We start from the raw sequence: 21870 nt of genomic DNA on the forward strand, positions 1-21870 counted from the left end.
GGGGTGGGGCCGCCGGGCTGGCCGGGGCGTTGGCGTTGGCGCGGGCCCGCCGCTCGGTGCTGGTGGTGGACGCCGGTGAGCCGCGCAACGCCCCCGCCGCCGGGGTGCACCACTATCTCGGGCGGGAGGGTACGCCGCCGGCGCAGCTGACGGCTGCCGGCCGCGAGGAGGTACGCGCCCACGGCGGGCAGGTGGTGGCCGGACGGGTCGATGGGGTCACCCGCGACGGGGACGGGTTCGTGGTCACCGTCGACGGGACGCGTACGGTGCGGGCGCGGCGGTTGCTGGTGACCACGGGGCTGGTCGACGAGCTGCCGGACGTGCCGGGGCTCACCGAACGGTGGGGCCGTGACGTGCTGCACTGCCCGTACTGTCACGGCTGGGAGGTGCGGGACCAGCGGATCGGGGTGCTGGCCACCGGGCCGTTCGCGGTGCAGCAGGCGTTGCTGTGGCGGCAGTGGAGCCCGCAGGTGCTGGTGCTGCTGCACGACGCGGCGGTGCTCGACGCCGCGCAGACCGAACGGCTCGCCGCCCGGGGTGTGCCGGTGGTGTCCGGTCCGGTGGCGGCGGTGGAGCTGGCCGGTGACCAGCTCACCGGGGTGCGGCTGGCCGACGGTGAGCTGGTGGAGTTGGACGCGGTGGTGGTGGTCACGCGGATGGTCGCCCGGTCGGTGTTGCTGGAGTCGCTCGGACTGTCCCCGGTCGACGTGGAGATGTCCGGGCATGTGATCGGTCGGCGGGTGCCGGCCGACGCCACCGGCGCCACCGCCGTGCCGGGTGTGTGGGTGGCCGGCAACGTCACCGACGTGTCCGCGCAGGTGATCCGGGCGGCCGGGGCCGGCACGACGGCCGGCGCGGCGATCAACGCCGACCTGGTCGAGGAGGACACCGACGCGGCGGTGACCGCGTATCGGGAGCAGCGGGAGACGATGTTCACCGAGGCGGCGTGGGAGCAGCGTTACCAGGCACGCGACGCGGTGTGGAGTGGCCGGCCCAATCCACAGCTGGTCGCCGAGGTCGAGGGGTCGGCCCCGGGCCGGGTGCTGGACGTGGGCTGCGGTGAGGGCGCGGACGCGGTGTGGCTGGCCGAGCGGGGCTGGCAGGTGACCGCGGTGGACATCTCCGACACCGCGTTGACGCGGGCCGCCGCGTACGCGCGCGAGCGGCGGGTCGCCGAGCGGATCGAGTTCCGCCACGCCGACCTGATGCGCTGGACGCCGGAGCCGGACGGCTACGACCTGGTGTCGGCGCAGTTCATGCAGCTGCCGCCGCAGCCGCGGCGGGACCTGTTCGGCCGGTTGGCCGCCGCGGTGGCGCCCGGCGGGCGACTGCTGATCGTCGGACATCATCCGCGTGACCTGCGTAGCAGCGCCCACCGCCTGCACTTGCCGGAGATGATGTTCACCGCCGAGCAGGTCGCCGCCGAGTTGGACGCACAACGGTTCGAGGTGCTGGCGGCGCAGACCCGGCCACGCACGACCGTCGACCCGCACGGGCAGCAGCACACCATCCACGACGCGGTGCTGCTGGCCCGCCGCCGGTAGCGGTCCGCCGCGCGCTGGTGGCCTGCGGCTGTTCCGTCCGGTGGCCGAGGAACCGGCGACGCAGACCCGGCCGGTGAGGCGCGACGCAGACCCGGCGGTGAGGCGCGGCGGCGGCCGGACCGCCCGGCGCGGTAGCCTTCGGCGCGTGATCGCGCCTGACTCGTCCGCGCCGCCCGTGACCCGGCCCGCCGCCTCGCCGCTGCGTTCCGAGCCGGCTCACCCGCCGCTGCGTCTACCGGTGGCGGTGGTCCTGGCGGTGGCCGCCGGGCTGGCGCTGCTGGTGTCGTTTCCGCCGTACGGGTGGTGGCCGTTGGCGCCGGTGGGGGTGGCGCTGCTGGCCGCGGCGACGCACCGGCGGCGGCTGCGAGCCGGCGCCGGTCTGGGTTTCCTGACCGGTCTGGCGCTGTTCGCGCCGTTGCTGGCCTGGACGAACCTGCACACCGGTTACCTGCCGTGGGTGCTGCTGTCGCTGCTTCAGGCCGGCTACCTGGCGTTGCTGGGGGTGGCCACGGCGTGGGTGTCTCCGCTGGTCGACCGGATCCCGGCGGTGTGGCCTGCGGTGACCGGTGTGCTGTGGGTGGGGCAGGAGGCGCTGCGGGACCGCACCCCGTTCGGTGGGTTCCCGTGGGGGCGGCTGGCGTTCGGTCAGGACGGTTCGCCGCTGCTGCGGCTGGCCGCGCTCGGTGGCGCGCCGTTCGTCACGTTCGCGGTGGCGGTGACCGGCGGGCTGCTGCTGGCCGGGGTGTGGTGGCTGGTGCGGGCTCGCCGCGCCGGTGGTGAGGGCCGGTGGTGGGTGCCGGCGGCCGGCTGTGTCGCCGCGGTGGTCCTGCTGCTCGGTGGTGGGTTGCTGGTGCCGGTGGCCGCGCCGAACGGCGGTGAGAGTGTGACGGTGGCCATCGTGCAGGGCAACGTGCCGCGTCTCGGGTTGGACTTCAACGCCCAGCGGCAGGCGGTGCTCGACAACCACGTCAACGCCACCCTCGCGCTGGCCGACGAGGTCGGCGACGGCAGCCGGGCCCGGCCCGACCTGGTGGTGTGGCCGGAGAACTCCAGCGACATCGACCCGCTGCGCAACCCGGCGGCCGGTGCCCGCATCTCCGCGGCCGCCGACGCGATAGGCGCGCCGATCCTGGTGGGTGCGGTGTTGACCGGGCCGCAGCAGGGACAGGTGCGCAACGCGGGGCTGTTGTGGCATCCGGGTCGCGGTCCCGACCTGGAGCAGTTGTACGTCAAGCGGCATCCGGTGCCGTTCGCGGAGTACGTGCCGCTGCGTCGGATCGCCCGGATGGTCAGCGATCAGGTCGACCGGGTCCGGGCGGACTTCGTGGCCGGCACCACCGCGGGAGTGCTGCGGACCCCGGCGGTGGTGCTCGGCGACGTGATCTGTTTCGAGGTCGCCTACGACGGGTTGGTCCGCGACACGGTCGTCGGTGGAGCGCAGCTGCTGGTGGTGCAGACCAACAACGCCACCTTCGACGTGGCCGAGGCCCGCCAGCAGTTGGCGATGGTGCGGCTGCGGGCGGTGGAGCACGGCCGGCCGGCGTTGATGGCCTCCACGGTCGGTGTGTCCGGGTTCGTGGCCCCCGACGGGCGGGTAAGCGACGCCACCGGGTTCAACACCCGCGCGGTGGTGGTGCGGCAGGTGCCGCTGACCGGGGGACGCACGCTGGCTACCCGGGTCGGGGTGCTGCCGGAGGTGCTGTTGGCGGGGTTGGCGGTGGCCGCGCTCGTCGGTGCGGCCGTGCTGCGGCGTCGTAAGGGCGCGGGGCCCGGCCGCACCCCGACGGGGGTCGCCCACCGCGACCGCACGCCGACGGGGTAGGTGTGAGAGGGGGTCGTGGTGGCGCAGCTAAGCGACATCCGTCCGGTGGTGTTCGGGGTGGGGCGGGTGCTGGTGGTCATCCCGACCTACAACGAGGCCGACAACGTCGCGGCGATCGTGCGGCGGGTCCGGCGCGCCGCGCCGCAGGTGGAGATCCTCGTCGCCGACGACAACAGCCCCGACGGCACCGGTGCGCTCGCCGCCGCGCTGGCCCGCGACGACGGGCAGGTGCATGTGCTGCACCGCGACGGTAAGCGGGGCCTCGGCGCGGCGTACCTGGCCGGGTTCGCGTGGGCGCGGCAGCGCGGTTACGACGCGGTGGTGGAGATGGACGCCGACGGCTCCCACGCCCCGGAGGATCTGCCGGCGCTGCTGCGTGCCGCCCGCGACGCCGATGTGGTGATCGGGTCGCGGTGGACGCGGGGTGCTCGGGTGCTGAACTGGCCGTTGCGGCGGTTGATGCTGTCGCGCTGCGGCAACCTGTACGCGCGCCTGGCGTTGGGGGTGCCGGTGGCCGATGCCACGGGCGGCTACCGGGTCTACCGGGCGGCGGTGCTGGACGCGTTGGATCTGGAGTCGGTGTGTTCGCAGGGTTACTCGTTCCAGGTGGAGCTGTCCCGGTTGGCGCACCGGGCCGGGGCGCGGATCGTGGAGGTGCCGATCACGTTCGCCGAACGGGAACGGGGCACCAGCAAGATGAGTCCGTTGATCGTGGCGGAGGCGCTGTGGCGGATCACCGGTTGGGCGATGCGCGACCGGCGTACGGCGGTGCGTCGTGGGTGGCGTGCGGCCACCGTGGGGCAGGCCCGGTGGCCTTGAGCGGGGTCGTGTCATGCTGGATGGACGCAGCCGGTCACGCCTGCCGGGCGGGCCGCGTACGAGGCGCCGTGAGGCGGTTTGGGGTGAGATGCGCCGAGCACTGAGGTTCGTGCCGTTGGTTCTGCTGGTGTCCGTGGCCGCAGAGTTGGCCGTGTTCGTGGTGCTGGGCCGCAGCATCGGTTTCGGTGCGGCGACGCTGCTGGTGTTCGCGGCCTCACTGCTCGGGCTGGTGCTGCTGCGTCGGGAGGGCATCCGGGCGTGGCAGGGGTTCCGGGAGGCGGCGCGGGCCGGGCGGCCGCCGGGTCGTGAGGTGACCGAGGGGCTGGTGGGTCTGCTCGGTGCGTTGTTGCTCGCCACCCCGGGTCTGGTCAGTGCCCTGGTGGGGTTGGCGCTGCTGGTGCCGCCGGTGCGTCGGCTGGCCCGGGTCGGGATGCAACGGTCCGCGGAGCGGCGGATGTCGTCGATGGCCGCCGGTGACCTGTTCGGGCCGCGTCGGGTGCGGGTGTATCGGGCCGGGCCGCAGCAGCCCGGGTCGACTCCTCAGCAGCCCGCGCCGGCGGCGGCGGAGCCGCTCGGGCGGCCGGTGGTCGGGACGACGGGGCAGCCGGGCGCTGACAGTGGCGCCGCCATCGAGGGGGAGATCGTCGAGCCGCGCTGAGCGCGGCGGCCGCTGCGTCGCCGCGGCCGGGTGGAAACGACCCGACGCCCCGGAAGAGGATCTTCCGGGGCGTCGTGGTGTGGTGTGGGTCAGGCGCGACCGCGGCGGGTGCGTACCTCCTGCAGCCGTTCGGCGAGGATGTCCTCCAGCTCGGCGATGGAGCGCCGCTCCAGCAGCATGTCCCAGTGGGTGCGGGGCGGCTTGGCCTTCTTCTGCTCCGGCTCGTTGCCGTCGACCAGCCGGGCCACGCTGCCGTCGAACTTGCATTCCCAGGTGGTCGGCACCTCGGCGTCGACCGCGAACGGCACCTCGAACTGGTGCCCCTTGGCGCACAGGTACTCGCGGGTCTGCCGCGGCGCGAGCTCCGTGTTGCGGTCGGATTCGTAGCTGACCGCGCCCAGTCGGCTACCGCGCAGCATGCGCTCGCCCATGATCGACTTCCCCTCTTCGGTGGTGCTGGTCCTGTCGGTGCAACGGTCCGTGGCCGCCGGGGCATTCCCGGTGTCGGCGATGTACGCGCGCTGCGCGGTCAACGGTAGCCGGACCTGGCGTACGCCCGGCCGGGTCGTCACGGCGGACCGTCACCGCCAGCGGGAATGGTAGCCGGTCGGCGGCCGCCACGCGCAGGCTCGCGGCAACCCGCCTTGCCGGACCGCCGTGGTGGTCTGCGCCTCGGCTCGACCGAGAACGTCGACACCGTCCCTAGCGGGGTGGGTGGGTGCGGGTGAGGGCGGTGGCCAGGTCGGCGACCTGACCGGCGAGTTGGGCCACCCGCTGACGGGCCTCGTCGCGGTCGGACTCGATGGCGCGCAGCCGTACCGTCAGCTCATGCTGCCGGTCGGCGGCGGCGGCCAGTTCGGCGCGCAGCGTGTCGAGGTCGGCGCGGGCGGCGCTCAGCTCCCCGGCTGCCTGCCGCGCCGCCGCCTGTGCCCGTTCGTCCTCGGTGGCGGCCTGCGCCCGCAGTTGCGCGATCTGCGCCTCGGCCGCCGCGAGCCGCTCCCGGGACTGCGCCTCGGCCGCGGCGAACCGCGTCTGCGCCTGAGCGGCGGCGGCGCGGGCCTCGCCGAGCTGCGCCTGTGCCTGCTCGGTGGCGGACCGCACCCGGTCGAGTTCCGCCCGCAGCTGCGTGACCTGCGCGGCCGCGTCGGCCCGCACCTGGTCGGCCTGTGCGGTGGCGCGGGTGGCGTCGGCGCGGGCGGCATCGCGTTCGGTGGCGCGCTCGGCACACCGGCGGCGTTCGGCCTCCAGTTCGGTGTGCAGCGTCGCCGCGCGGTCGCGGGCCTGATCCCGGTCGGTCTCGGCCTGCGTCCGCAGCGCCTGCGCGGCGGCGGCGGCGCGACGCGCCTCGTCGCGGGCCGACTCGGCCTGCCGTGCCCGCTCGTCGGCGGCCTCGGCGTGTGCCGCGGCCTGGGTGGCGTCGGCGCGGGCGGTGTCGCGTTCGGCACGCGCGGCGGTCGCCTCCTGGCGGGCCCGGCCGGCCGCGACGGTGGCCTGTTCGGCCTGGCCACGCGCCTCGTCGCGTTCGGTCTGGGCCGCGGCCACCGCGGTGGCCGCCTCCGCCCGCACCTCGGCCAGTTGACGCTCCACACCGGCCGGGGACAACTCGGCGTGCAGCGCCTCGGTGAGCGTCGCCACGACCTGGTCGAGCCGCTCCACCGCCTCCCAGGTGCGGGCCACCTGCCCGGGCAGACCGGGGGCGTTGCGGTGCCGCATCCGGCTGTTGCGGGAGGCCCGCTGGCAGGCGCCGTCGTTGTCGCGGCAGTAGCGGAACGGGCGGCCGGCGGCGGCGCGCTGCGGCACGTCGCGTCCGCAGTGGGCGCAGGGGCGGGTGTCGGCGGCAGGCTGGGCGTCCATCGAACGGGCAGTCTAGTCGGCGGCGCACGCCACCTCGGCCGGGTCACCGGACCGGGCCGGTCACGACGCGCCGTCCAGCGCCGCGACCACCTGCTCGCCCGCCACCGCCACGGCGACGCCGTCGCCGGGCGCGGCCGCCGGTGCGGCGGCGGTGCTGTCGCGGACCGTCAAGCGGGGCGGCAGCAAGGTGCGCTCCGGCACCGCCTCGTCGCGCAGCTTACGCATCAGCAGCGACACCGCCTGCCGGCCGATCTCCTCGGCCGGCACCGGCACCGACGTGAGTCGGGGGCTGGCGTGTTCGGCGAACTGGTCCGGGCAGACCGCCACCACCGACACGTCGTGCGGCACCCGCCGACCCAGCGCCGACAGCGTCGTCTGCACCGGCCCGACCGCCGCCTCGTTCTGCACCACCAACCCCGAGATGCCGGGTTGCTGCGCGAACAACTCGACCACCCGCCGCTGCACCTCGGCGGCGTTCTCGGCACACGGCAACGCCACCGCGTCGACACCGTGGCGGACGGCCGCCTCCAGCACCCCGGCGCGGGTCCGGTGGGCGAAGCCCGTGCCGCGGTCGTAGACGGCGGGCGGTGCGCCCAGCAGCGCCACCCGCCGGTGACCGAGGCTGGCCAGATGCTCCACGCAGACCTGACCGGCCCGGTGGAAGTCCAGATCCACACAGGTCAGTCCACCCGGGTCGGCGGGCAGACCGATCAGCACACTGGGTCGGCCCAACTCGCGCAGCAGCGGCACCCGCACGTCGTGCAGCTCCACATCCATCACCAGCACCCCGTCGACCAGGGCGCCCGCGGCGATCCGCCGCAGCCCGGCGGGCCCCTCGTCGGAGGTGAGCAGCAGCACGTCGTGGTCGTGGCGGCGGGCCGAGGTCACCACGGCCGTGGCGAACTGCATCACCACCGGCACCTGGATGCCGGTACGCAGCGGCAACACCAGCGCGATCACGTTGGCCCGCCGGCTGGCCAGGGCACGCGCCCCGGCGTTGGGGTGGTAGCCGAGCAGCCGGATGCTGGCCAGCACCCGGTTGCGGGTCACCTCGGAGATGGCGCGTTTGCCACTGAGCACGTACGACACGGTGCTCACCGCGACACCGGCGTGCCGGGCCACGTCGGCGATGGTGGGTTGGCCCGACGGCAGACGACCGCGCCCGCTCACCGGGCCCCGCTCGCGGTGTGCAGCCGAGACGCCCGCTCGACCGGTTCACCGCGTACGGTGACGGCGCCGACCTGCCGCACGTCGGTCGCGGAGCGCCCGACCAGCACGCTGTGCGTGGCGTCCTCCACCACATAGCCGCCCCGGTCGGCGTCCCACCAGGTCAGCTCGGCGGTCCGCAGCCGCAACGTGACGGTCTGGCGTTCACCGGGAGCGAGGGTGACCCGGGCGAAGTCGCGGAGCTGCCGCAGCGGCTGCTTGACCCGGGAGCGGCGCTGCCGGGTGTAGAGCTGCACCACCTCCTCGCCGGTCCGCGCGCCGGTGTTGGTGACCTCCACGCTCACCTCGACCTGCGCGCCGACGGTCACCGTCGAGGCGCTCAACCGCAACCCGGAGTACGCGAAGTCGGTGTAGGACAGTCCGTGTCCGAACGGGAACAGCGGATCGCCCCGGTAGTACAGGTAGGTGGCGTCGGCGCCGATCACGTCGTAGTCGAACAGGTCGGGCAGTTCGGCGTCGTCGGCGTACCAGGTCTGGGTGAGCCGGCCACCCGGTTCGGCGTCGCCGAGCAGCACCTCGGCCAGCGCGGTGCCGTGTTCCTGCCCGCCGTGCGCCGACCAGAGCACCGCCGGCAGGTGTTCCCGCGCCCAGCCGATCGCGTACGGGTAGCTGCTGGTGAGCACCAGCACGGTACGCGGGTTCGCGGCGTGCACGGCGCGTAGCAGCGCCTCCTGCCGGGCCGGTAGGGCCAGGTCGACGCGGTCCTCGGTCTCCCGGCCGCCCACCATCGGGTGGTTGCCCAACGCCACCACCGCCACGTCGGCGGCGGCGGCCAGCGCGGCGGCCTCGGCCACGCCGTCGGCGACCAGGTCGATGGTGAAGGCGGTGGCGGCCTGCGGCCCGTCACCGTCGACCCGCAGCCGGCCGTCGGTGTCGACGGTGACGTACCGGTCGGTGGCCAGGTGCCGCAGCAGCACCGCCCCGTCGGGCAGCGGATCGAACTGGAAGGTTTCCCGCACCACCCAGCCGCCGGGGCCGGGACGGTCGTTGACCAGGACTCCGTCGTCGTCGGCGCCGACGTGACGGCCGTTGCCGACCGCGCGCAGCGCCACCGTGTCGCGGCCCCAGTCGTAGACGTCGAAGTCGGTGGCCTCGGCGCCCACGGTCAACGGGCCGCCCGCGTCGTCGTCGGGGCAGCCGACGTACCGGTCGGCCAGGCGCAGCCGGATGCGGTCGGCGCCCGGGTGGGTGGTGACCTGCGGCAGCCGTTCGGCCAGGCCCTGGTAGGTGGTGACCGCGTACGGCAGGGTGCCGCTGTACCAGTCCTCGTACACCACGTCGGCCAGGGGGCCGAGCACGGCGACCCGCGACTGCGATGGCAGGGGCAGCAGCCCGGTGTGGTGCAGCAGCACGACGGACTGGCGGGCGGCTTTCCGGGCCAGTTCACGGTGGGCCGGGCAGTCGACGACCTGCGGCCCGGTCGCCGCGTACGGGTCGGTGTGCGGCGGGTCGAGGTCACCCAGGCGCAGCCGGAGGGTGAGGATGCGGCGTACCGCCCGGTCCACGTCGGCGGTGCTGATCAGGCCGCGCCGCAGCGCCTCGGTGAGGCGTTGGCGGGTGGGTTCGCTGTCGGTGCCGTTCTCGGTGAAGCTGTCGATGCCGGCGCGCAGGGCGGCGGCGAAGCCGCTGACGTGGTCGGGCCGGTGGCCCTGCACGCCGGCGATGTTGCTGACCGCCTCGGCGTCGCCGACGACGAGCACCTCACCCGGGGCCCAGCGGCGCAGTTCGGCGTCGATCAGCGGGCTCAGGTGTGCCGGCACCCCGTTGACCAGGTTGTAGGAGGCCATCGCGGCGACCGCCGCGCCGGCGGCCAGGGGGGCGCGGAACGCGGGCAGTTCGTATTCGTGCAGCACCCGGGGCGGCAGGTCGCTGGAGGTGGTGGCCCGGTCGGTCTCGTTGTTGTAGCCCAGGAAGTGTTTGACGGTGGGGGCGGTACGCAGCCGCTCGGGATGGTCACCACGCAGTCCGTGGGCGTACGCGGTGGCCAGCCGGCCGGTCAGCCACGGGTCCTCGGACCAGCCTTCCTCGTTGCGTCCCCAACGCGGGTCGCGCAGCGGGTTGACCACCGGCGCCCACACGTTGAGTCCGACCCGGTCGGGATCGGCGTGGTGCTTGGCGCGTACCTCGTCGCCGACGGCGGCGCCGATGGCCCGCAGCAGGTCCGGATTCCAGCTGCTGGCCAGGCCGATGACCTGGGGGAAGACGGTGGCCTCGCCGAGCCAGGCGACGCCGTGCAGCGCTTCGGTGCCGGTGCGGAAGCCGGGCAGGTCCAGTCGGGGCACCGCCGCCTGCCACTGGTGCAGCAGGCCGATCTTCTCGGGCAGGGTCAGCCGGGCCAACAGGTCCTCGACCCGGGGGTGGGGCGTGGTGCGGTCGGTCATGGTGAGTCGCCTTCCGGTGCCCGGCACGCCGAATGTCGAAGCGCTTCGACGACGGATGGCCGGGTGGCCTCGCAGGTCATGGTGGGATGGCGGTCGTCGGCCCGGACGCTGGCGAAGCGCTTCGACAAACCGCGGAGAACAAGCCGCCCCGGGTGCCCGTACGGGGCGGCTCAGGATCGAGGTTGGCACCCCCGACCGGTCAGGTCAAGACTCCGGCCGGGCGGTGATCAGCGGGCGGGGAGCCGACCGGCCTCTATGGTGGCCAGTGCGGCGGTGGCGCCGCCGAGCGCCGCGGCGGTGGTCAGGGTGGAGGCGTCCAACCGGCAACCGCCGGCGTCGGGCGCGTGGGTCCGTTCGGTCAGCGTCGCGCGGGCCGCCGGCAGCAACCACGGTGCGAGGGTGGCGAGGTGGTCGCCGAGCAGCACCACCTCCGGGTTGAGCAGGTCGGCCAGCAACGCCACCGCTTGCCCGACGTGGCGGCCGGCGGCGGCCAGTCCGCTGAGCACTGTCGGGTCGTCCTGCCGGGCCAGTGCCACGATGCGTTCCAGTTCGGGCAGGTAGTCGGTGATCGGGCCGTCGGCGTCGGCGTCGGGCAGCAACCGGCACACCACGGCGGGCAGCCCGACCAGGGCGGTCAGGCAGCCGCGGCCGCCGCAGAAGCAGGTGGGGCCGGTCGGGTCGAGGCGCAGGTGCCCGATGCCGCCGGCGAGGCCGCGAGCACCGTGCAGCAGCCGTCCGCCGGCGATGGTGCCCGCCCCGACGCTGATGCCGCCGGTCAGGTGCACCAGGTCGGTGGTGCCCGCGTACGCGCCGTGTCGCTGCTCGGCCAGGGCGGCGAGGTTGGCCACGGTGTCCGCCCCGACGGCGAAGCTCGGCTGCCGCAGGGCGGCGCGCAGGTCGGCCGCCACCGGCACGTCCTGCCAGCCCAGGGCCGTGGCCAGCGGCACCGCGCCGGCCGGGTCGACAAGCCCCGGCACGCCCACGGTCAGGCCCAGCACCGTGCGGCCCTGGGCGGTGACCCGGCTGATCGCGCGGCGGCTCAACGCGGCCAGCGCGCGTACCGTCTCGGCGGGGGAGACCGTGGCGGCGGCGAAGGCGCGTCGCCAGGTGAGCAGCCGGTTGCCGCCGAGGTCGATCGCGACCGCCACCAGTTCGTCGGCGTCGACCTGCAGACCCAGGGCGGCGTACGGCTCGCCGTCGAGCACCAGCATCGTCGCGGGTCGGCCGACGCGGTTCTCGGTGAGTCCGGTCTCGCGGACCAGGCGTTTGTCGATCAGTTCGCCGACCAGGCTGGAGACGGTGGCCTTGTTGAGTCCGGTCCGGGCGGCGATGTCCGCTCGGGAGCAGGGAGCGTGCAGGCGGATGTGCCGCAGGACCACCGCGCGGTTGGCCACGCGTACGTCGCCGAGGTCGGTCGGCTGCGGTTCGTTGTGGATGCTGATCACGATCTGCCCGCTCCCTGCGCCGCCGTCACGGCGCGCGTTCATCATCGCGTAGCGCGGCGGCGGGACCGTCATGGTGCCCGGCCGCCGGCACGCCCGGTCCGGTGGGGGCGGTGCGTTCGGCTGGATCCCCAACTAATCCTAGCCGGGTGCCCCTGCCGCGCAAGCCCGTCACCGGACCGCTCGGACGAGCTGCCCGCGCTGCCGATAGTTTCTTCAACGACCAAACGAACTGTCAACGATGATCGTCGATCCCGAAAGTATCGGTGCTGTTGACGTGGGCAAAGCCCACCCCTGGTTTGGACGGACCTTCAACTAAATGAAGCGGGTGGCGGCATGTGACACGACGGTCGGCGGCGCTCAGCCGGCGGCCACGGCGGCACGGGAACGGTCGGCGGCGATGCGCACCGCCAACGCGGCGAGCACCGTGCCCATCAGCACCCGCTGCACCCGCAACCACGCCGGTCGCCGACCGAGGAACCCGGCGATCCCACCGGCGGTCAACACGATCAGCGCGTTCACCGTCAACGCCACCGCGATCTGGGTCAGGCCCAGCAGCAGGCTCTGCACCGCCACGTTGCCCCGCACCGGGTCGATGAACTGCGGCAGCAGCGACACGTACAGGATCGCGATCTTCGGATTGAGCAGGTTGGTGACCAACCCCATGGTGAACAGCCGCCGCGCCGGATCCGGCGGCAGCGGCGCCGGAGTGAACGGCGAGTGCCCGCCTGGACGCACCGCCTGCCAGGCCAGCCACAGCAGGTACGCCGCGCCGGCCAGCTTCACCGCCGTGTACAACGCCGGCACCAGCACGAACACGGTGGCGATGCCGGCCACCGCGGCGCCGAGGTAGACCGCGAAACCCGCCGCCACCCCGAGCAACGAGATCAACCCGGCCCGCCGGCCCTGGGTGACCGACCGCGACACCAGGTAGACCATGTTCGGTCCCGGCGTCAGCACCAACCCCAAGGCGACAAGCGCGATCCCGACGATCCCCGCAGCACTCACCATCTTCGCCCCCGTCCCGCGCTCCTGCGCTCCTGCGCCGAGCCTACGCCGGTGGGGAACACTCCTGAACGCGCAGGTGATGGCGTGGCTGCGCAATCCGTCCGGCCCCCGGGTGGCGGTGCGTCCGGTCAACGCCGACACCGTCGTGGCGCGGTGGCGCGCCGACCGTGCCGGCATCCCCGCCGCAGCACCCTCGGCACCCGTGGGCACACCACCGGCGGCCGGCCGTCGCGGCTGGTTCCGTTTTCGTCGCCGCCGCGCCGCCTGACCGTTGTGGTCACACCCGGGCACGACTAGCATCCCTCGGGTGACTGCCGGGTCGGCCTTGGGCCACAAGCGGACGGATCACCCGGTCCGCCGGTGAGCCGGGAGCGGGCCCGTGGCCCGCCGTCCTTCCACCACACCTCCCGCACGCGCCCCTTCCACCGGGCGCTCGCTGCTGTTCTTCCTTGCTGCCCGCCGCGAGGGACGCCGCCGTTGTGCGGCCCCCCGATGGGCGCGCTCCGACCGCCGTGGCCACCGGCGCCTGTCACCCGTGGCCGACTTCTGCCGTCACAGAAAGCAGAGCATGCCGAACGACTTCAACCAGCAGATCATCGACGAGTTCCGGGCCAACGCCGGCCGGGTGGGCGGCCCGTTCGAGGGTGCGCGCCTGATCCTGCTCACCACCACCGGAGCACGGACCGGCGCCACACACACCACCCCTGTCGGTTACCTGCCCGACGGCGGCGAACGGATCCTGGTGATCGCCTCCGCCGCCGGCGCGGACCGGCACCCGCAGTGGTACCGCAACCTGCTCGCCGACCCGCAGGTCACCGTCGAGGACGGAACGTTCACCTATCCCGCCCGCGCCGAGGTGCTCACCGGCACCGAACGTGACCGGATCTTCGCCCGCGCAGTGGAGGCCGACCCCGGCTGGGCCGCCTACCAGGCGAAAACCTCCCGAGTCATCCCGGTGGTCGCCCTCGAACTCGGTGCGGCCAGCCCGCCACCGAAGGTGACCACCTGGGGCGCCGCCCTGAAAATGATCCACGACGCGTTCCGGCGGGAGTTGGCCCTGATCCAGGCCGAGGTCGACCGCTCCGGTCCCGGTCTCGGCGTCCAGCTACGGGTCAACTGCCTGACCGTGTGCGCCGGCCTGGACGGCCACCACACCAAAGAGGACACGGGCATGTTCGCCGGCATCGGCGCACAACGCCCGGACCTGGCGCCGGTGCTGGACCGACTGCGGGGGGAGCATCGGCGTGTCGCCGAACTGGTGGGGCAACTCCAAGCGGCGGTCACCGCCGACAACACCGACCGCGACCAGGTCCGCGCGCAGGTCGCCCAACTCGTCGCCGACCTGGAGGCACACCTGGCGTACGAGGAGGAACAGTTGATGCCGGTGCTCGACGGCGTCGGCTGACGCCCTGCCGGCGGGCGGTGCTGTCCTGCCCCGCCCGCCGGCAGTGGATCCGCGCCGGTCATGAACCGGCGGAGAGCGCGTTGTAGGCGTCGGCCGGCTCCTGCCCGGAGAGTTCGCCGATACGCGCCATGATCTCGTCGGTGACCGTACGACGTAGTCTGCCGCTGGGGCTGCCGGGTGTCGCCGCGAACCGCAGCGGCGCGCCGAACCGTACGATGATCCGTCCCGGCCGGGGCAGGCGGGCACCGACCGGTTGGATCCGGTCGGTGCCGACCAGGCCGACCGGCACCACCGGCGCGCCTGAGGTGAGGGCGAGCCAGGCGACTCCGGTACGCCCCCGGTAGATGCGCCCGTCGCGCGAGCGACTGCCCTCCGGGTGGATGCCGAAGGCGCCGCCACGGGCCAGCACCTCCAGGGCTGCCTCCAGGGCGGCCTGCGCGGTGCGGTGTCCGTCGCGGGCGACCGGCACCGCGTCCAGACCGGTCAGGCAGGTACGCCACAGTCGACCCTTCAGACCCGGCTGCCGGAAGTACTCCTGCTTGGCCAGGAAGGCCACCGGCCGCGGCGCGACCAGGGGGATCACCACACTGTCCAGGAACGACAGGTGGTTGGCCGCGAGAATCACCGGACCGCTGCGCGGAATGTGGTCGCGTCCCTCGACCACGGGTTGGAAGATCAGTCGGGCCAGGGGCGCGACGACGGTACGGGTGGCGCGTTGCACGAACACATCGTTCTCCGGTCCATCGGTCACCACGGTGGGCGGCCGGGTCTTCGGATGATCGACCCGGGTGATCAGCTGAAGGCTGCCCCACGTGTGCAACCGGGCAGCTGCGTCCCACGGCGCCCCGCCCGGCGCGACGAAGACAGGAATGACGTGATGGCAGGTGCACACCCAGATGATCTCGGCCGGGTGTTCGAGGAGGTGCCCGAACTCTACGACCGGGTCCGGCCCGGATATCCCGACGAGTTGTTCACCGACCTCGTCACCGTCACCGGCCTTGACGAGAGAGCGTCGGTGCTGGAGGTGGGGTGCGGCACCGGTCAGGCGACCCGCTCGCTGGCGGCGCTCGGCTGCCCGGTGACCGCCGTGGAGCCGGGCGCGGCGATGGTCGCGCTCGCCCGCCGGCAGCTCGCCAGTCACTCCCACCTGCAGGTCGAGCAGTCCACGTTCGAGCATTGGGACGACAGCGGCCGCCGCTTCGACGTCCTGGTCGCCGCGTCGTCGTGGCACTGGGTCGACCCGCGGGTCGGCTGGCGGCGCGCACACGCCGTGCTGCGTCCCGGGGGCTGGCTGGCGCTGCTCGGCCACGTCGTCGTCCGCCGCCCGAACGAGCCGGAGGTGTACGCCGAGACCGCCGACCTGCACGAGCGGTTCTCTCCCGGCAACCCCGACTGGGGCCACCCGCCGGTCGCGGACGAGGTACGCGCCACGGACATGGGTTGGGGACCGGTCACCGATCCCGGTGACCTGTTCGGCCCGCCTACCGTGCGGTGGTACCCGACCGTGCAGTGGTTCACCGGTGAGGGGTTCGCCGACCTGCTGCGTTCGCTGTCGCCGTACCGCAAACTCGACAGGGACGTCCGGGAGCCGCTGCTCGACGCGGTCGCCGAACGCATCCGCACCCGGATGGGCGACCGGGTCGCCCGCCGCTACCTCAGCGTCCTGCGGCTCGGGCAGCGCATCGACTGATGATCGGTGTCAACCGGGTCAAGACCGCAGGCCGGGGTCTGCTCCGCCACCCAGGGCGACCAGGCGATGCTCGACGACGCCGTCACCCGGCGCGGCACCGCACCGAACACAAGGCCAACGCCCTGGTCGGTCAGGTCGTCCGCTTCCTCGACGACCGGGGGTTGTACCAGTCCTTCGGCGGCCAGGGCGATCGACCGCAGCCCGCTCCCGCGTTCCTGTTCGGCGCGTTGCCCTTGGAGCTCTCCGGCCTGGCCGAAAATCCGCTGTACGGTCTGCAGATCCGTCAAGCGCACCTTGAATCGCTGTTGGCGCAGCGGGCTGTCCACCTCGGCGTGGACCTGCGGCGCGGGCACCGGCTACGGCAGCTGAGTATCGAGTGGAACGGGCCACCGATCAGCGACGAGATCCCCGTCAGCATCGACGAGGTGCGCGCAAGCCTCAACCGGGTCCTCGGACCGGACCTGCCGCCCACATGCATCCCGCGGTCGGCGCGCCCGGGCTCAACCTCGGACTGCAGGACGCGGCAAGCCTCGGTTGGAAACTGGCGGCCAGGTGCACGGCTGGGCGTCACCGCCCACGCACCCGCGGCGAGGCCCGCCGACGCCCTTCTCGTCCGGCCCGACGGCTACGTCGCGTGGGCTTCCGGAGCGAACGGCACCGACAACCTCGTCGACGCGCTGACCACCTGGTTCGGCGACCCCAGCCCCGGCGTGCCCGAAAACGCCTGGAGATAGTCGTCGATCTCAGTCAGCACGGCGGCCTTGCCCGCAGCGTCGAGAAACGAGTACCGCACGGCCTGGCGGGCCAACTCGGCGACGCCGTGCTCGTCGAGGTCGAGCAGATCTGCGGCCACCTGGTATTCCCTGTTCAGAGTGGTGGAGAACATGGGCGGGTCGTCGGAGTTGACGGTGACCGGTACACCGGCGGCCACCAACTGCGGCAGCGGATGCTCGGCCAGCGACGGTACCGAACGGGTACAGGCGTTGGAGGTCGGGCACACCTCCAGGGCGATGTCGTGCTCGCGCAGGTAAGCCATCAACTCGGGGTCACGGGCGGCGGCGATGCCGTGGCCGATGCGTTCCGCGCCGAGATGGCGTACCGCATCCCACACGGTCTGTGGGCCGGTCGACTCACCGGCGTGCGGAACGCTGCGCAGCCCGGCTGCCCGGGCGGCGGCGAAATGCCTGGCGTACCGGGCGCGGGAGATTCCCGCCTCCGGGCCGCCCAGCCCGAAGCTGACCAGCCCGTCCGGGCGCTGCTTGAGCGCTACCTCCAGGGTGATGTCGGCACCGGTCATCGTGGGCTCGCCCGGGATGTCGAAGCACCAGCGCAGCTGGATGCCGTGGTCGCGGGCGACCCGCAGCCGGGCGTCCTCCACCGCCTCGCAGTACGCCTCGGCCGGGATACCACGCACGATCGAGGAGTACGGGGTCAGTGTCAGCTCGGCGTACCGCACCGACTGGGCGGCCAGGCCGACACCGATGTCGTAGGTGAGCATGGCCACGTCCTCGGCGTCGCGGATCAGGTCCACCACCGACAGGTACACCTCGACGAAGTGCGCGAAGTCAGTGAACGTGAAGTACTCGGCCAGCAGCGCCGGGTCGGCCGGCACCGCCGTGGTCCCGGCGTGCCGTTCGGCCAGCCGAGCAACGGTCTGCGGTGTTGCCGACCCGACGTGGTGCACGTGCAGTTCCACCTTGGGCAGGTCGGCGATGAAGCCAGTAAGGTCCTTTGCCATATGCACAACCCTCACCGTGCGAGTGAACCGCCGGAGGGACGGCAGCCCCCCAGCGGGAGGCGCCCTTGGACCAAGGAACAGGTCGAGCGTGGCGGATAGTCACCCGTCGCAGCGCCTCTCGACCCGCATCGGCACGCTAACAAGACCGCTCGGTGACGACAACCCTGCGCGACGAGCCAAGATCGCCTTTGGCGTCCGAGACCGCTCCGCCAGGTAGCCGACACCGTGCCCTGGCTCAAGGTGCCAGCCGGAGCGCGGTGTCGGCTGAATGCGGCGCTTAGGACAGCGCTGCTGCAAGGTCGGTAGCGGCCTCGTGCGCGGCAGCGGCCCGGGTGGCTTCGTCCGCGCTCAACGCGACACGGTCAACGCGGGCCAGCATCTCGGCCGCCGTGGCCGGATCGTTCAGGACCATCGCTACCTCAGCGCGGTAGACGAGCACCTCCACCAACGCGACCGGGTCGTCATCTGCTTCGGGATGGGTCAGGGCACTGTCAAGAATCCGAGCCGCCTGTCGGGCGTCCCCTCTGGAGTCGGACTGCACGACGGCGTTCGCCATCGCCTTGCCCAGCCGCCCAGCCGGTGCCGGCGCGGGGGAGGCGGGGGCGTTCTGGAAGACGCGGATCCAGTTGCCCCCTGGATCGATGATGCTGAAGCCGCTCAGCCCGTCGGCGTTCTTCCGCGCCCGGGGCCGGGTCATCCGCGGCGTCCCGGAGACCAATACCTTGCCGTACGCGGCGCGCATTCCCGCCGCGAACGCCCGGTACAGCTGCCCCGTGTCGGAGGTCAGCACGATGCATGAACCGTAGGACTGCGCCGGATCGAACCCCGCGATCTCGAAGAACTGCAGATGCAGATCTTCACGTTGCAACCCCACGGCCGGGTTGGGTTTGCGCTGCTTGTAGGTGGTGTGAAAACCGAGCACCTCGTAGAAGGCGACGATGTCGTCGATGGACGCGCAGGGCAGCAGGGGAATGGTTATCTCGTTGGTCACCCGTACTTCGTAGCCGCCGTGAATGGGCACACGCACATGGAAATGGCCGATCATCAGTCACGGACGACTGAACGGCCGATGCAGCGCGAGCTGCGCTGGCCCATCAGCGACCTCTACCGGCACGTCAGGGTGGCAATCAACCCCGGGGTCCTCCGCGCACTCAGCCGGATCGCGAACGAGTGTCGGCCGGGGGAACGACGGTGGTCAGTCTTCGCCGGCCTTGAGGATGTCCATGAGCCGTTGACCGACCACCACCAAATGGGTGTACGCGAGTTGCAGGTCGGTGAGCGAGGCGACGAACTGCTGACTGTCCCCGGTGGCGAAGGAACGCGAGCAGCTTCGGCCCCGCTCGGCTTGTAGCAAAGCCCGTGAACGAGGGACGCATGCGGCGTCGAGTAGTGGCAGCAGGTCGGCGATCCAGATGCCGTCGCCGAGCAGTTCCACCGCCGCGCGGAGCCGCATCGCGGTGGGGGCGATGGTGAGACTGTGCTGCGGGTCGAGGTCAATGCCGTTCGATTGCCAAGACCCTTGCCGGTGCCTCCTCGACGTACTCCGCGGCCAGAACGAGAGCGCCGGCAGCCCAGCCGTAGACAGATCACACCAGCGTAAGTCCTTACGCACCTTAACTGTCATTATGATGCGTGGACGATATGCCCGATTTGGTGTGATGGTTTATTGGATTGCTGGATAACGAAATCCAATAAACCGCCAAGCATCGGGACATCGACTTGGGTTCACTGAAGTTCTACGGCCGGTTCGGCCGGCTCCCGCGCGGCGCATCCGCGACTCGCGCTACCCCGTCATCCCGGTGACCGCGCGGGGCTCCTCGGCAAAGTGGTCTGGCAGCTACGTCCGTGGCTGAGACCGTGCCGAGCGGTATGCCCGTGCGGCCGTGGACGAGATGACAGCCAGGTGCGGACGGGCCGGCAACCAGACGGTCTGAATGCCGAGTTGCTCGTTCATCGCGGCGAGCTGGTACTCGTAGTGAAGGTCTGCAGCCGTGCGTACGCCGCGGACGATGACCGTGGCTCCGCGGCGCAGGCAGTAGGTGGTGGTCAGGCCGGTCCAGCTGTCCACTTCGATATTGTCCCAGGCTGCCGGGATGGCGTCGCGCACGAGCACGGCCCTGGCCGGGGCCTCGGCGGCTGGCTGCTTGTCGGCGTTCACCGCCAGCAGCACGATGATCCGATCAAACATCACCCGAGCGCGGGCCACCAGGTCGCGGTGTCCCGGGGTGAACGGGTCGAACGTGCCTGGATAAACCGCCAACGAGACGCGCACGGGCGCCACTGCACGATCCGATGTAGCAGTCACCGCGACCCCAACCACATCGCCACGATTGTCTGTGATCTTTCAAGATCTTGTTGCTGCTCAGGTGAGGACGAGGAGGTCCAGGGCGTCAACCACGGGTCCGGTCTCACGTTGCGCTGCCTTGCGCAGTCGGGCCAGACCTGCGGCGTACTCGTCGTCGCTTATCAGTTGCAGAGGGGTGTGTGCCTCGCGGCGCAGTGCCGTCGCAGCCTCGCGTAGTGAGGCCGCGGTCACCTGCGGGACCTGTTCGAGGCCGACGGTGACGAACCCGGCGGCAGTGAAGGCTGCTTCGACGTCGGCCACGCTGGGGTAGGTGTCGAGCACACGGATGGCTTCGGGGAAGTAACGGAACAGGGTGATTGCCTGGTGTCGGCCGGCGAACGCGGAGCGGATCAGCACCCGGCCACCGGGGCGGACGACCCTGCGTAGTTCTCGGGCTGCACGCTTCAGATCCGGCACGTGGTGGATGACCGTGGAGAGCCAGGCGGCGTCGACGCTGCCGTCGTCGAGCGGAATGCACTCGGCGGCGCCAGGCACGACAGGTTGGAATACCGAGCGGGCGCGCATCGCCTCGGCGGGCTCGACCGCGATGACCTCGATCCGGTCGTACCACGCGGTGAAGGCTCGCGCCCACATTCCGGTGCCGGAGCCCAGGTCGAGCAACCGCATGCCCACACGAGGATCAAGGTGCCTGGTTACCGCCTCCCGCCAGGCGGAGAGTCCGTCATGGGTAAGGTGACGGGTCGCCTCGAACGCCGCGGCGTCCGCCTTGTCGTACGCGATTCGCGCCATGCCGTTGACCCAACCGCCTATGCGCCCGAGCAAGCAAGGGTGCAGCGGTGTGACGAACCGCCCTCGTTCAAGGGCTACCGGCCGAACGCCGCTTACGTACGGGCAGGCGAGAGCGTTGCGCCGCTACACCGCGTGGCGGGGTTACCGGCGCGCCGATCGAATCTCGCGTGCTGCACGTCCTGCCGCAGCACTTCCTTCCGCGAAGCCGTCATGATCTACCTCGCTGGGATCTGGTGACACGTTTCTTGCCGGCCCCCTGAGTTGAAGGACGGCAACGGAAGACAGCACCAGCGCGCCGCCGGCGAGTTGTGTCGGGGTCAGCGCCTCGCCGAGGACGGACACGGCCAGCGTCGAGGTGACCACGGGCTCGAAGGTGGACAGGATGGCGGCCGTCGACGGGCCGGTGCGTTTGAGCCCGGCGAAGAAGGTGAGCATCGCCACGACTGTGGACACCACGGCGATGCAGATCAGCCACCACCATCCCGACGCCCGGAAGTCGAGGTCGACGCCGCCGGTGAGCAGGGCGCGGGCACCAAGGGTGCCGGCCGCGCCGGTCATCACCAGCGCGGAGAGCACCACCGGCGCCAGCCGGTGCACGACGGTGTCGGCGACGAGGATGTAGCCGGTGTAGGTGATCGCGCAGCCGAAGGCCAGCAGCGCGCCGAGCGGGTGGAAACTCACGCCGCCGGCACCGAGCAGGACCAGCAGCGTGCCGCCGGAGGCGGCCACCAGCGCGGCGCCACGCGCGGGGGTGAACCGGTCCCGGCCGAGCAGCACCGCCACCACGGTGACCAGGACCGGGTAGGTGTAGAAGATCAAGGACAGCAGGGAGGCGTCCATCAGTTGTAGTGCGGAGAAGAACAGGCCCGCCTGCGTGGCGTAGCCGATGGCGCCCATGCCGACGGCGATGGCCAGCACCCGGCCGTGCGTCAGCCTCGGCCGACCAGGCGCGTCGCCTCGGTGGGGGGCGGACTCGGGGCGGCGCAGCCCCGGCCGTACCAGCAGGACCGCCCCGAGCAGGACGGCGGCCAGGGCGAAGCGCACGAGCAGCAGCGCGCCGGGCGAGACGCCGGCGTCGTACGCGAGCTTGCCGAAGATCGCCATCGCGCCGAAGCAGGTTGCGGACAACAGACACAGTGCGGCACCCATGCCTCCCAGGATGGGGAACCTGACTCATCGGGTCCATCG

Annotated in this window: 21 protein-coding genes and 2 pseudogenes; 9 read left to right on the plus strand and 14 right to left on the minus strand. The window is 72.4% G+C overall.

What is annotated here, in order from left to right; genetic code table 11:
- From C1I93_RS33245 to C1I93_RS11250, 5 genes and pseudogenes are all read left to right on the plus strand, one after another.
- Positions 1-914: pseudogene (locus C1I93_RS33245) on the plus strand (NAD(P)/FAD-dependent oxidoreductase); the annotation flags it as partial.
- Positions 915-929: 15 nt separating this feature from the next.
- Positions 930-1544: an SAM-dependent methyltransferase gene (locus C1I93_RS33250; protein ID WP_223256237.1), complete on the plus strand. Its 615-nt coding sequence runs from the start codon at positions 930-932 to the stop codon at positions 1542-1544.
- A 97-nt stretch (positions 1545-1641) separates the two neighbouring features.
- The gene (gene lnt / locus C1I93_RS11240) at positions 1642-3366 is read left to right on the plus strand and encodes an apolipoprotein N-acyltransferase (RefSeq protein ID WP_420811705.1); all 1725 of its coding nucleotides are present in this window, start codon (positions 1642-1644) and stop codon (positions 3364-3366) included.
- Between the two features lie 18 nt (positions 3367-3384).
- Positions 3385-4185 (plus strand): polyprenol monophosphomannose synthase, encoded by an 801-nt coding sequence (locus tag C1I93_RS11245; RefSeq protein WP_223256227.1) that lies wholly within the window; start codon positions 3385-3387, stop codon positions 4183-4185.
- Between the two features lie 88 nt (positions 4186-4273).
- The gene (locus tag C1I93_RS11250; protein WP_111243200.1) at positions 4274-4843 is read left to right on the plus strand and encodes an FxsA family protein; all 570 of its coding nucleotides are present in this window, start codon (positions 4274-4276) and stop codon (positions 4841-4843) included.
- Positions 4844-4932: 89 nt separating this feature from the next.
- Here C1I93_RS11250 and C1I93_RS11255 read toward each other — a convergent pair whose 3' ends face one another.
- From C1I93_RS11255 to C1I93_RS11280, 6 genes are all read right to left on the minus strand, one after another.
- On the minus strand, positions 4933-5274 hold the full coding sequence (locus tag C1I93_RS11255) for an RNA polymerase-binding protein RbpA (protein WP_007460094.1): 342 nt from the start codon (positions 5272-5274) through the stop codon (positions 4933-4935).
- A 271-nt stretch (positions 5275-5545) separates the two neighbouring features.
- Positions 5546-6697: a coiled-coil domain-containing protein gene (locus tag C1I93_RS11260; protein ID WP_111243201.1), complete on the minus strand. Its 1152-nt coding sequence runs from the start codon at positions 6695-6697 to the stop codon at positions 5546-5548.
- A gap of 60 nt (positions 6698-6757) precedes the next feature.
- Positions 6758-7867: a LacI family DNA-binding transcriptional regulator gene (locus C1I93_RS11265; RefSeq protein ID WP_111243202.1), complete on the minus strand. Its 1110-nt coding sequence runs from the start codon at positions 7865-7867 to the stop codon at positions 6758-6760.
- The gene (locus C1I93_RS11270) at positions 7864-10305 is read right to left on the minus strand and encodes a glycoside hydrolase family 3 C-terminal domain-containing protein (protein ID WP_111243203.1); all 2442 of its coding nucleotides are present in this window, start codon (positions 10303-10305) and stop codon (positions 7864-7866) included. Before C1I93_RS11270 ends, C1I93_RS11265 begins: the two co-directional genes overlap by 4 nt.
- A gap of 227 nt (positions 10306-10532) precedes the next feature.
- A complete protein-coding gene (locus C1I93_RS11275) occupies positions 10533-11750 on the minus strand; it encodes an ROK family transcriptional regulator (RefSeq protein WP_111243222.1) in 1218 nt (405 codons plus the stop codon).
- A gap of 357 nt (positions 11751-12107) precedes the next feature.
- Complete coding sequence (locus C1I93_RS11280; RefSeq protein WP_111243204.1) at positions 12108-12758, minus strand: LysE family translocator; 651 nt, start codon at positions 12756-12758, stop codon at positions 12108-12110.
- On the opposite strand from C1I93_RS11280, the gene C1I93_RS31515 reads away from it, so the two are divergent.
- Both C1I93_RS31515 and C1I93_RS11290 read left to right on the plus strand, forming a co-directional pair.
- Positions 12685-13023 carry a hypothetical protein gene (locus C1I93_RS31515; RefSeq protein ID WP_181445122.1) on the plus strand — a complete coding sequence of 113 codons (339 nt, stop codon included), beginning with the start codon at positions 12685-12687 and terminating at the stop codon, positions 13021-13023. The two genes, C1I93_RS11280 and C1I93_RS31515, sit on opposite strands and share 74 nt — an antisense overlap.
- 300 nt (positions 13024-13323) lie before the next feature.
- Positions 13324-14160, plus strand: coding sequence for a nitroreductase/quinone reductase family protein (locus C1I93_RS11290; RefSeq protein WP_111243206.1), 837 nt, complete (start codon positions 13324-13326; stop codon positions 14158-14160).
- Positions 14161-14218: 58 nt separating this feature from the next.
- On the opposite strand, the gene C1I93_RS11295 is transcribed toward C1I93_RS11290, so the two are convergent.
- Positions 14219-14887 (minus strand): lysophospholipid acyltransferase family protein, encoded by a 669-nt coding sequence (locus tag C1I93_RS11295; RefSeq protein WP_420811706.1) that lies wholly within the window; start codon positions 14885-14887, stop codon positions 14219-14221.
- 150 nt (positions 14888-15037) lie between these two features.
- Here C1I93_RS11295 and C1I93_RS11300 point away from each other — a divergent pair, with 150 nt between their 5' ends.
- Positions 15038-15850 carry a class I SAM-dependent methyltransferase gene (locus C1I93_RS11300; protein WP_111243207.1) on the plus strand — a complete coding sequence of 271 codons (813 nt, stop codon included), beginning with the start codon at positions 15038-15040 and terminating at the stop codon, positions 15848-15850.
- Here the strand turns inward: C1I93_RS11300 and C1I93_RS31165 are convergent.
- Positions 15811-16203, minus strand: a complete 393-nt coding sequence (locus tag C1I93_RS31165) for a hypothetical protein (RefSeq protein ID WP_146603476.1) — start codon at positions 16201-16203, stop codon at positions 15811-15813. The two genes, C1I93_RS11300 and C1I93_RS31165, sit on opposite strands and share 40 nt — an antisense overlap.
- Before the next feature lie 207 nt (positions 16204-16410).
- Here C1I93_RS31165 and C1I93_RS33255 point away from each other — a divergent pair, with 207 nt between their 5' ends.
- Entirely contained in the window at positions 16411-16584 is a 174-nt protein-coding gene (locus tag C1I93_RS33255) for an aromatic-ring hydroxylase C-terminal domain-containing protein (protein ID WP_420811707.1), read from the plus strand.
- Here C1I93_RS33255 and C1I93_RS11310 read toward each other — a convergent pair.
- The 6 genes and pseudogenes from C1I93_RS11310 to C1I93_RS11335 all read right to left on the minus strand — a co-directional run.
- Positions 16566-17588 (minus strand): annotated as a pseudogene (locus tag C1I93_RS11310) (adenosine deaminase); the annotation flags it as partial. The gene C1I93_RS33255 and the pseudogene C1I93_RS11310 sit on opposite strands and share 19 nt — an antisense overlap.
- A gap of 277 nt (positions 17589-17865) precedes the next feature.
- Complete coding sequence (locus C1I93_RS11315; RefSeq protein ID WP_111243224.1) at positions 17866-18579, minus strand: DUF8817 family protein; 714 nt, start codon at positions 18577-18579, stop codon at positions 17866-17868.
- Positions 18580-18783: 204 nt separating this feature from the next.
- Entirely contained in the window at positions 18784-19041 is a 258-nt protein-coding gene (locus C1I93_RS11320; RefSeq protein WP_111243208.1) for a hypothetical protein, read from the minus strand.
- A gap of 384 nt (positions 19042-19425) precedes the next feature.
- Complete coding sequence (gene coaD, locus C1I93_RS11325; RefSeq protein ID WP_249412286.1) at positions 19426-19908, minus strand: pantetheine-phosphate adenylyltransferase; 483 nt, start codon at positions 19906-19908, stop codon at positions 19426-19428.
- Between the two features lie 42 nt (positions 19909-19950).
- On the minus strand, positions 19951-20682 hold the full coding sequence (locus C1I93_RS11330) for a class I SAM-dependent methyltransferase (protein WP_111243209.1): 732 nt from the start codon (positions 20680-20682) through the stop codon (positions 19951-19953).
- 141 nt (positions 20683-20823) lie between these two features.
- Complete coding sequence (locus tag C1I93_RS11335) at positions 20824-21831, minus strand: DMT family transporter (RefSeq protein ID WP_111243210.1); 1008 nt, start codon at positions 21829-21831, stop codon at positions 20824-20826.
- Positions 21832-21870: the final 39 nt, after the last annotated feature.

Source organism: Micromonospora endophytica, assembly GCF_003236305.1.
Classification (GTDB): domain Bacteria; phylum Actinomycetota; class Actinomycetes; order Mycobacteriales; family Micromonosporaceae; genus Micromonospora; species Micromonospora endophytica.

Excerpts from the sequence above, each read along its gene's own strand:
- C1I93_RS11320 (WP_111243208.1), bottom strand. The coding sequence starts at position 19,041 with ATGCGGCTCCGCGCGGCGGTGGAACTGCTCGGCGACGGCATCTGGATC.
- C1I93_RS11330 (WP_111243209.1), bottom strand. The coding sequence starts at position 20,682 with ATGGCGCGAATCGCGTACGACAAGGCGGACGCCGCGGCGTTCGAGGCG.
- C1I93_RS11300 (WP_111243207.1), top strand. The coding sequence starts at position 15,038 with ATGGCAGGTGCACACCCAGATGATCTCGGCCGGGTGTTCGAGGAGGTG.
- C1I93_RS31515 (WP_181445122.1), top strand. The coding sequence starts at position 12,685 with ATGTTCGGTCCCGGCGTCAGCACCAACCCCAAGGCGACAAGCGCGATC.
- C1I93_RS11335 (WP_111243210.1), bottom strand. The coding sequence starts at position 21,831 with ATGGGTGCCGCACTGTGTCTGTTGTCCGCAACCTGCTTCGGCGCGATG.
- C1I93_RS11290 (WP_111243206.1), top strand. The coding sequence starts at position 13,324 with ATGCCGAACGACTTCAACCAGCAGATCATCGACGAGTTCCGGGCCAAC.
- C1I93_RS11250 (WP_111243200.1), top strand. The coding sequence starts at position 4,274 with ATGCGCCGAGCACTGAGGTTCGTGCCGTTGGTTCTGCTGGTGTCCGTG.
- C1I93_RS11280 (WP_111243204.1), bottom strand. The coding sequence starts at position 12,758 with ATGGTGAGTGCTGCGGGGATCGTCGGGATCGCGCTTGTCGCCTTGGGG.
- C1I93_RS11260 (WP_111243201.1), bottom strand. The coding sequence starts at position 6,697 with ATGGACGCCCAGCCTGCCGCCGACACCCGCCCCTGCGCCCACTGCGGA.
- C1I93_RS33250 (WP_223256237.1), top strand. The coding sequence starts at position 930 with ATGTTCACCGAGGCGGCGTGGGAGCAGCGTTACCAGGCACGCGACGCG.
- C1I93_RS11270 (WP_111243203.1), bottom strand. The coding sequence starts at position 10,305 with ATGACCGACCGCACCACGCCCCACCCCCGGGTCGAGGACCTGTTGGCC.
- C1I93_RS11255 (WP_007460094.1), bottom strand. The coding sequence starts at position 5,274 with ATGGGCGAGCGCATGCTGCGCGGTAGCCGACTGGGCGCGGTCAGCTAC.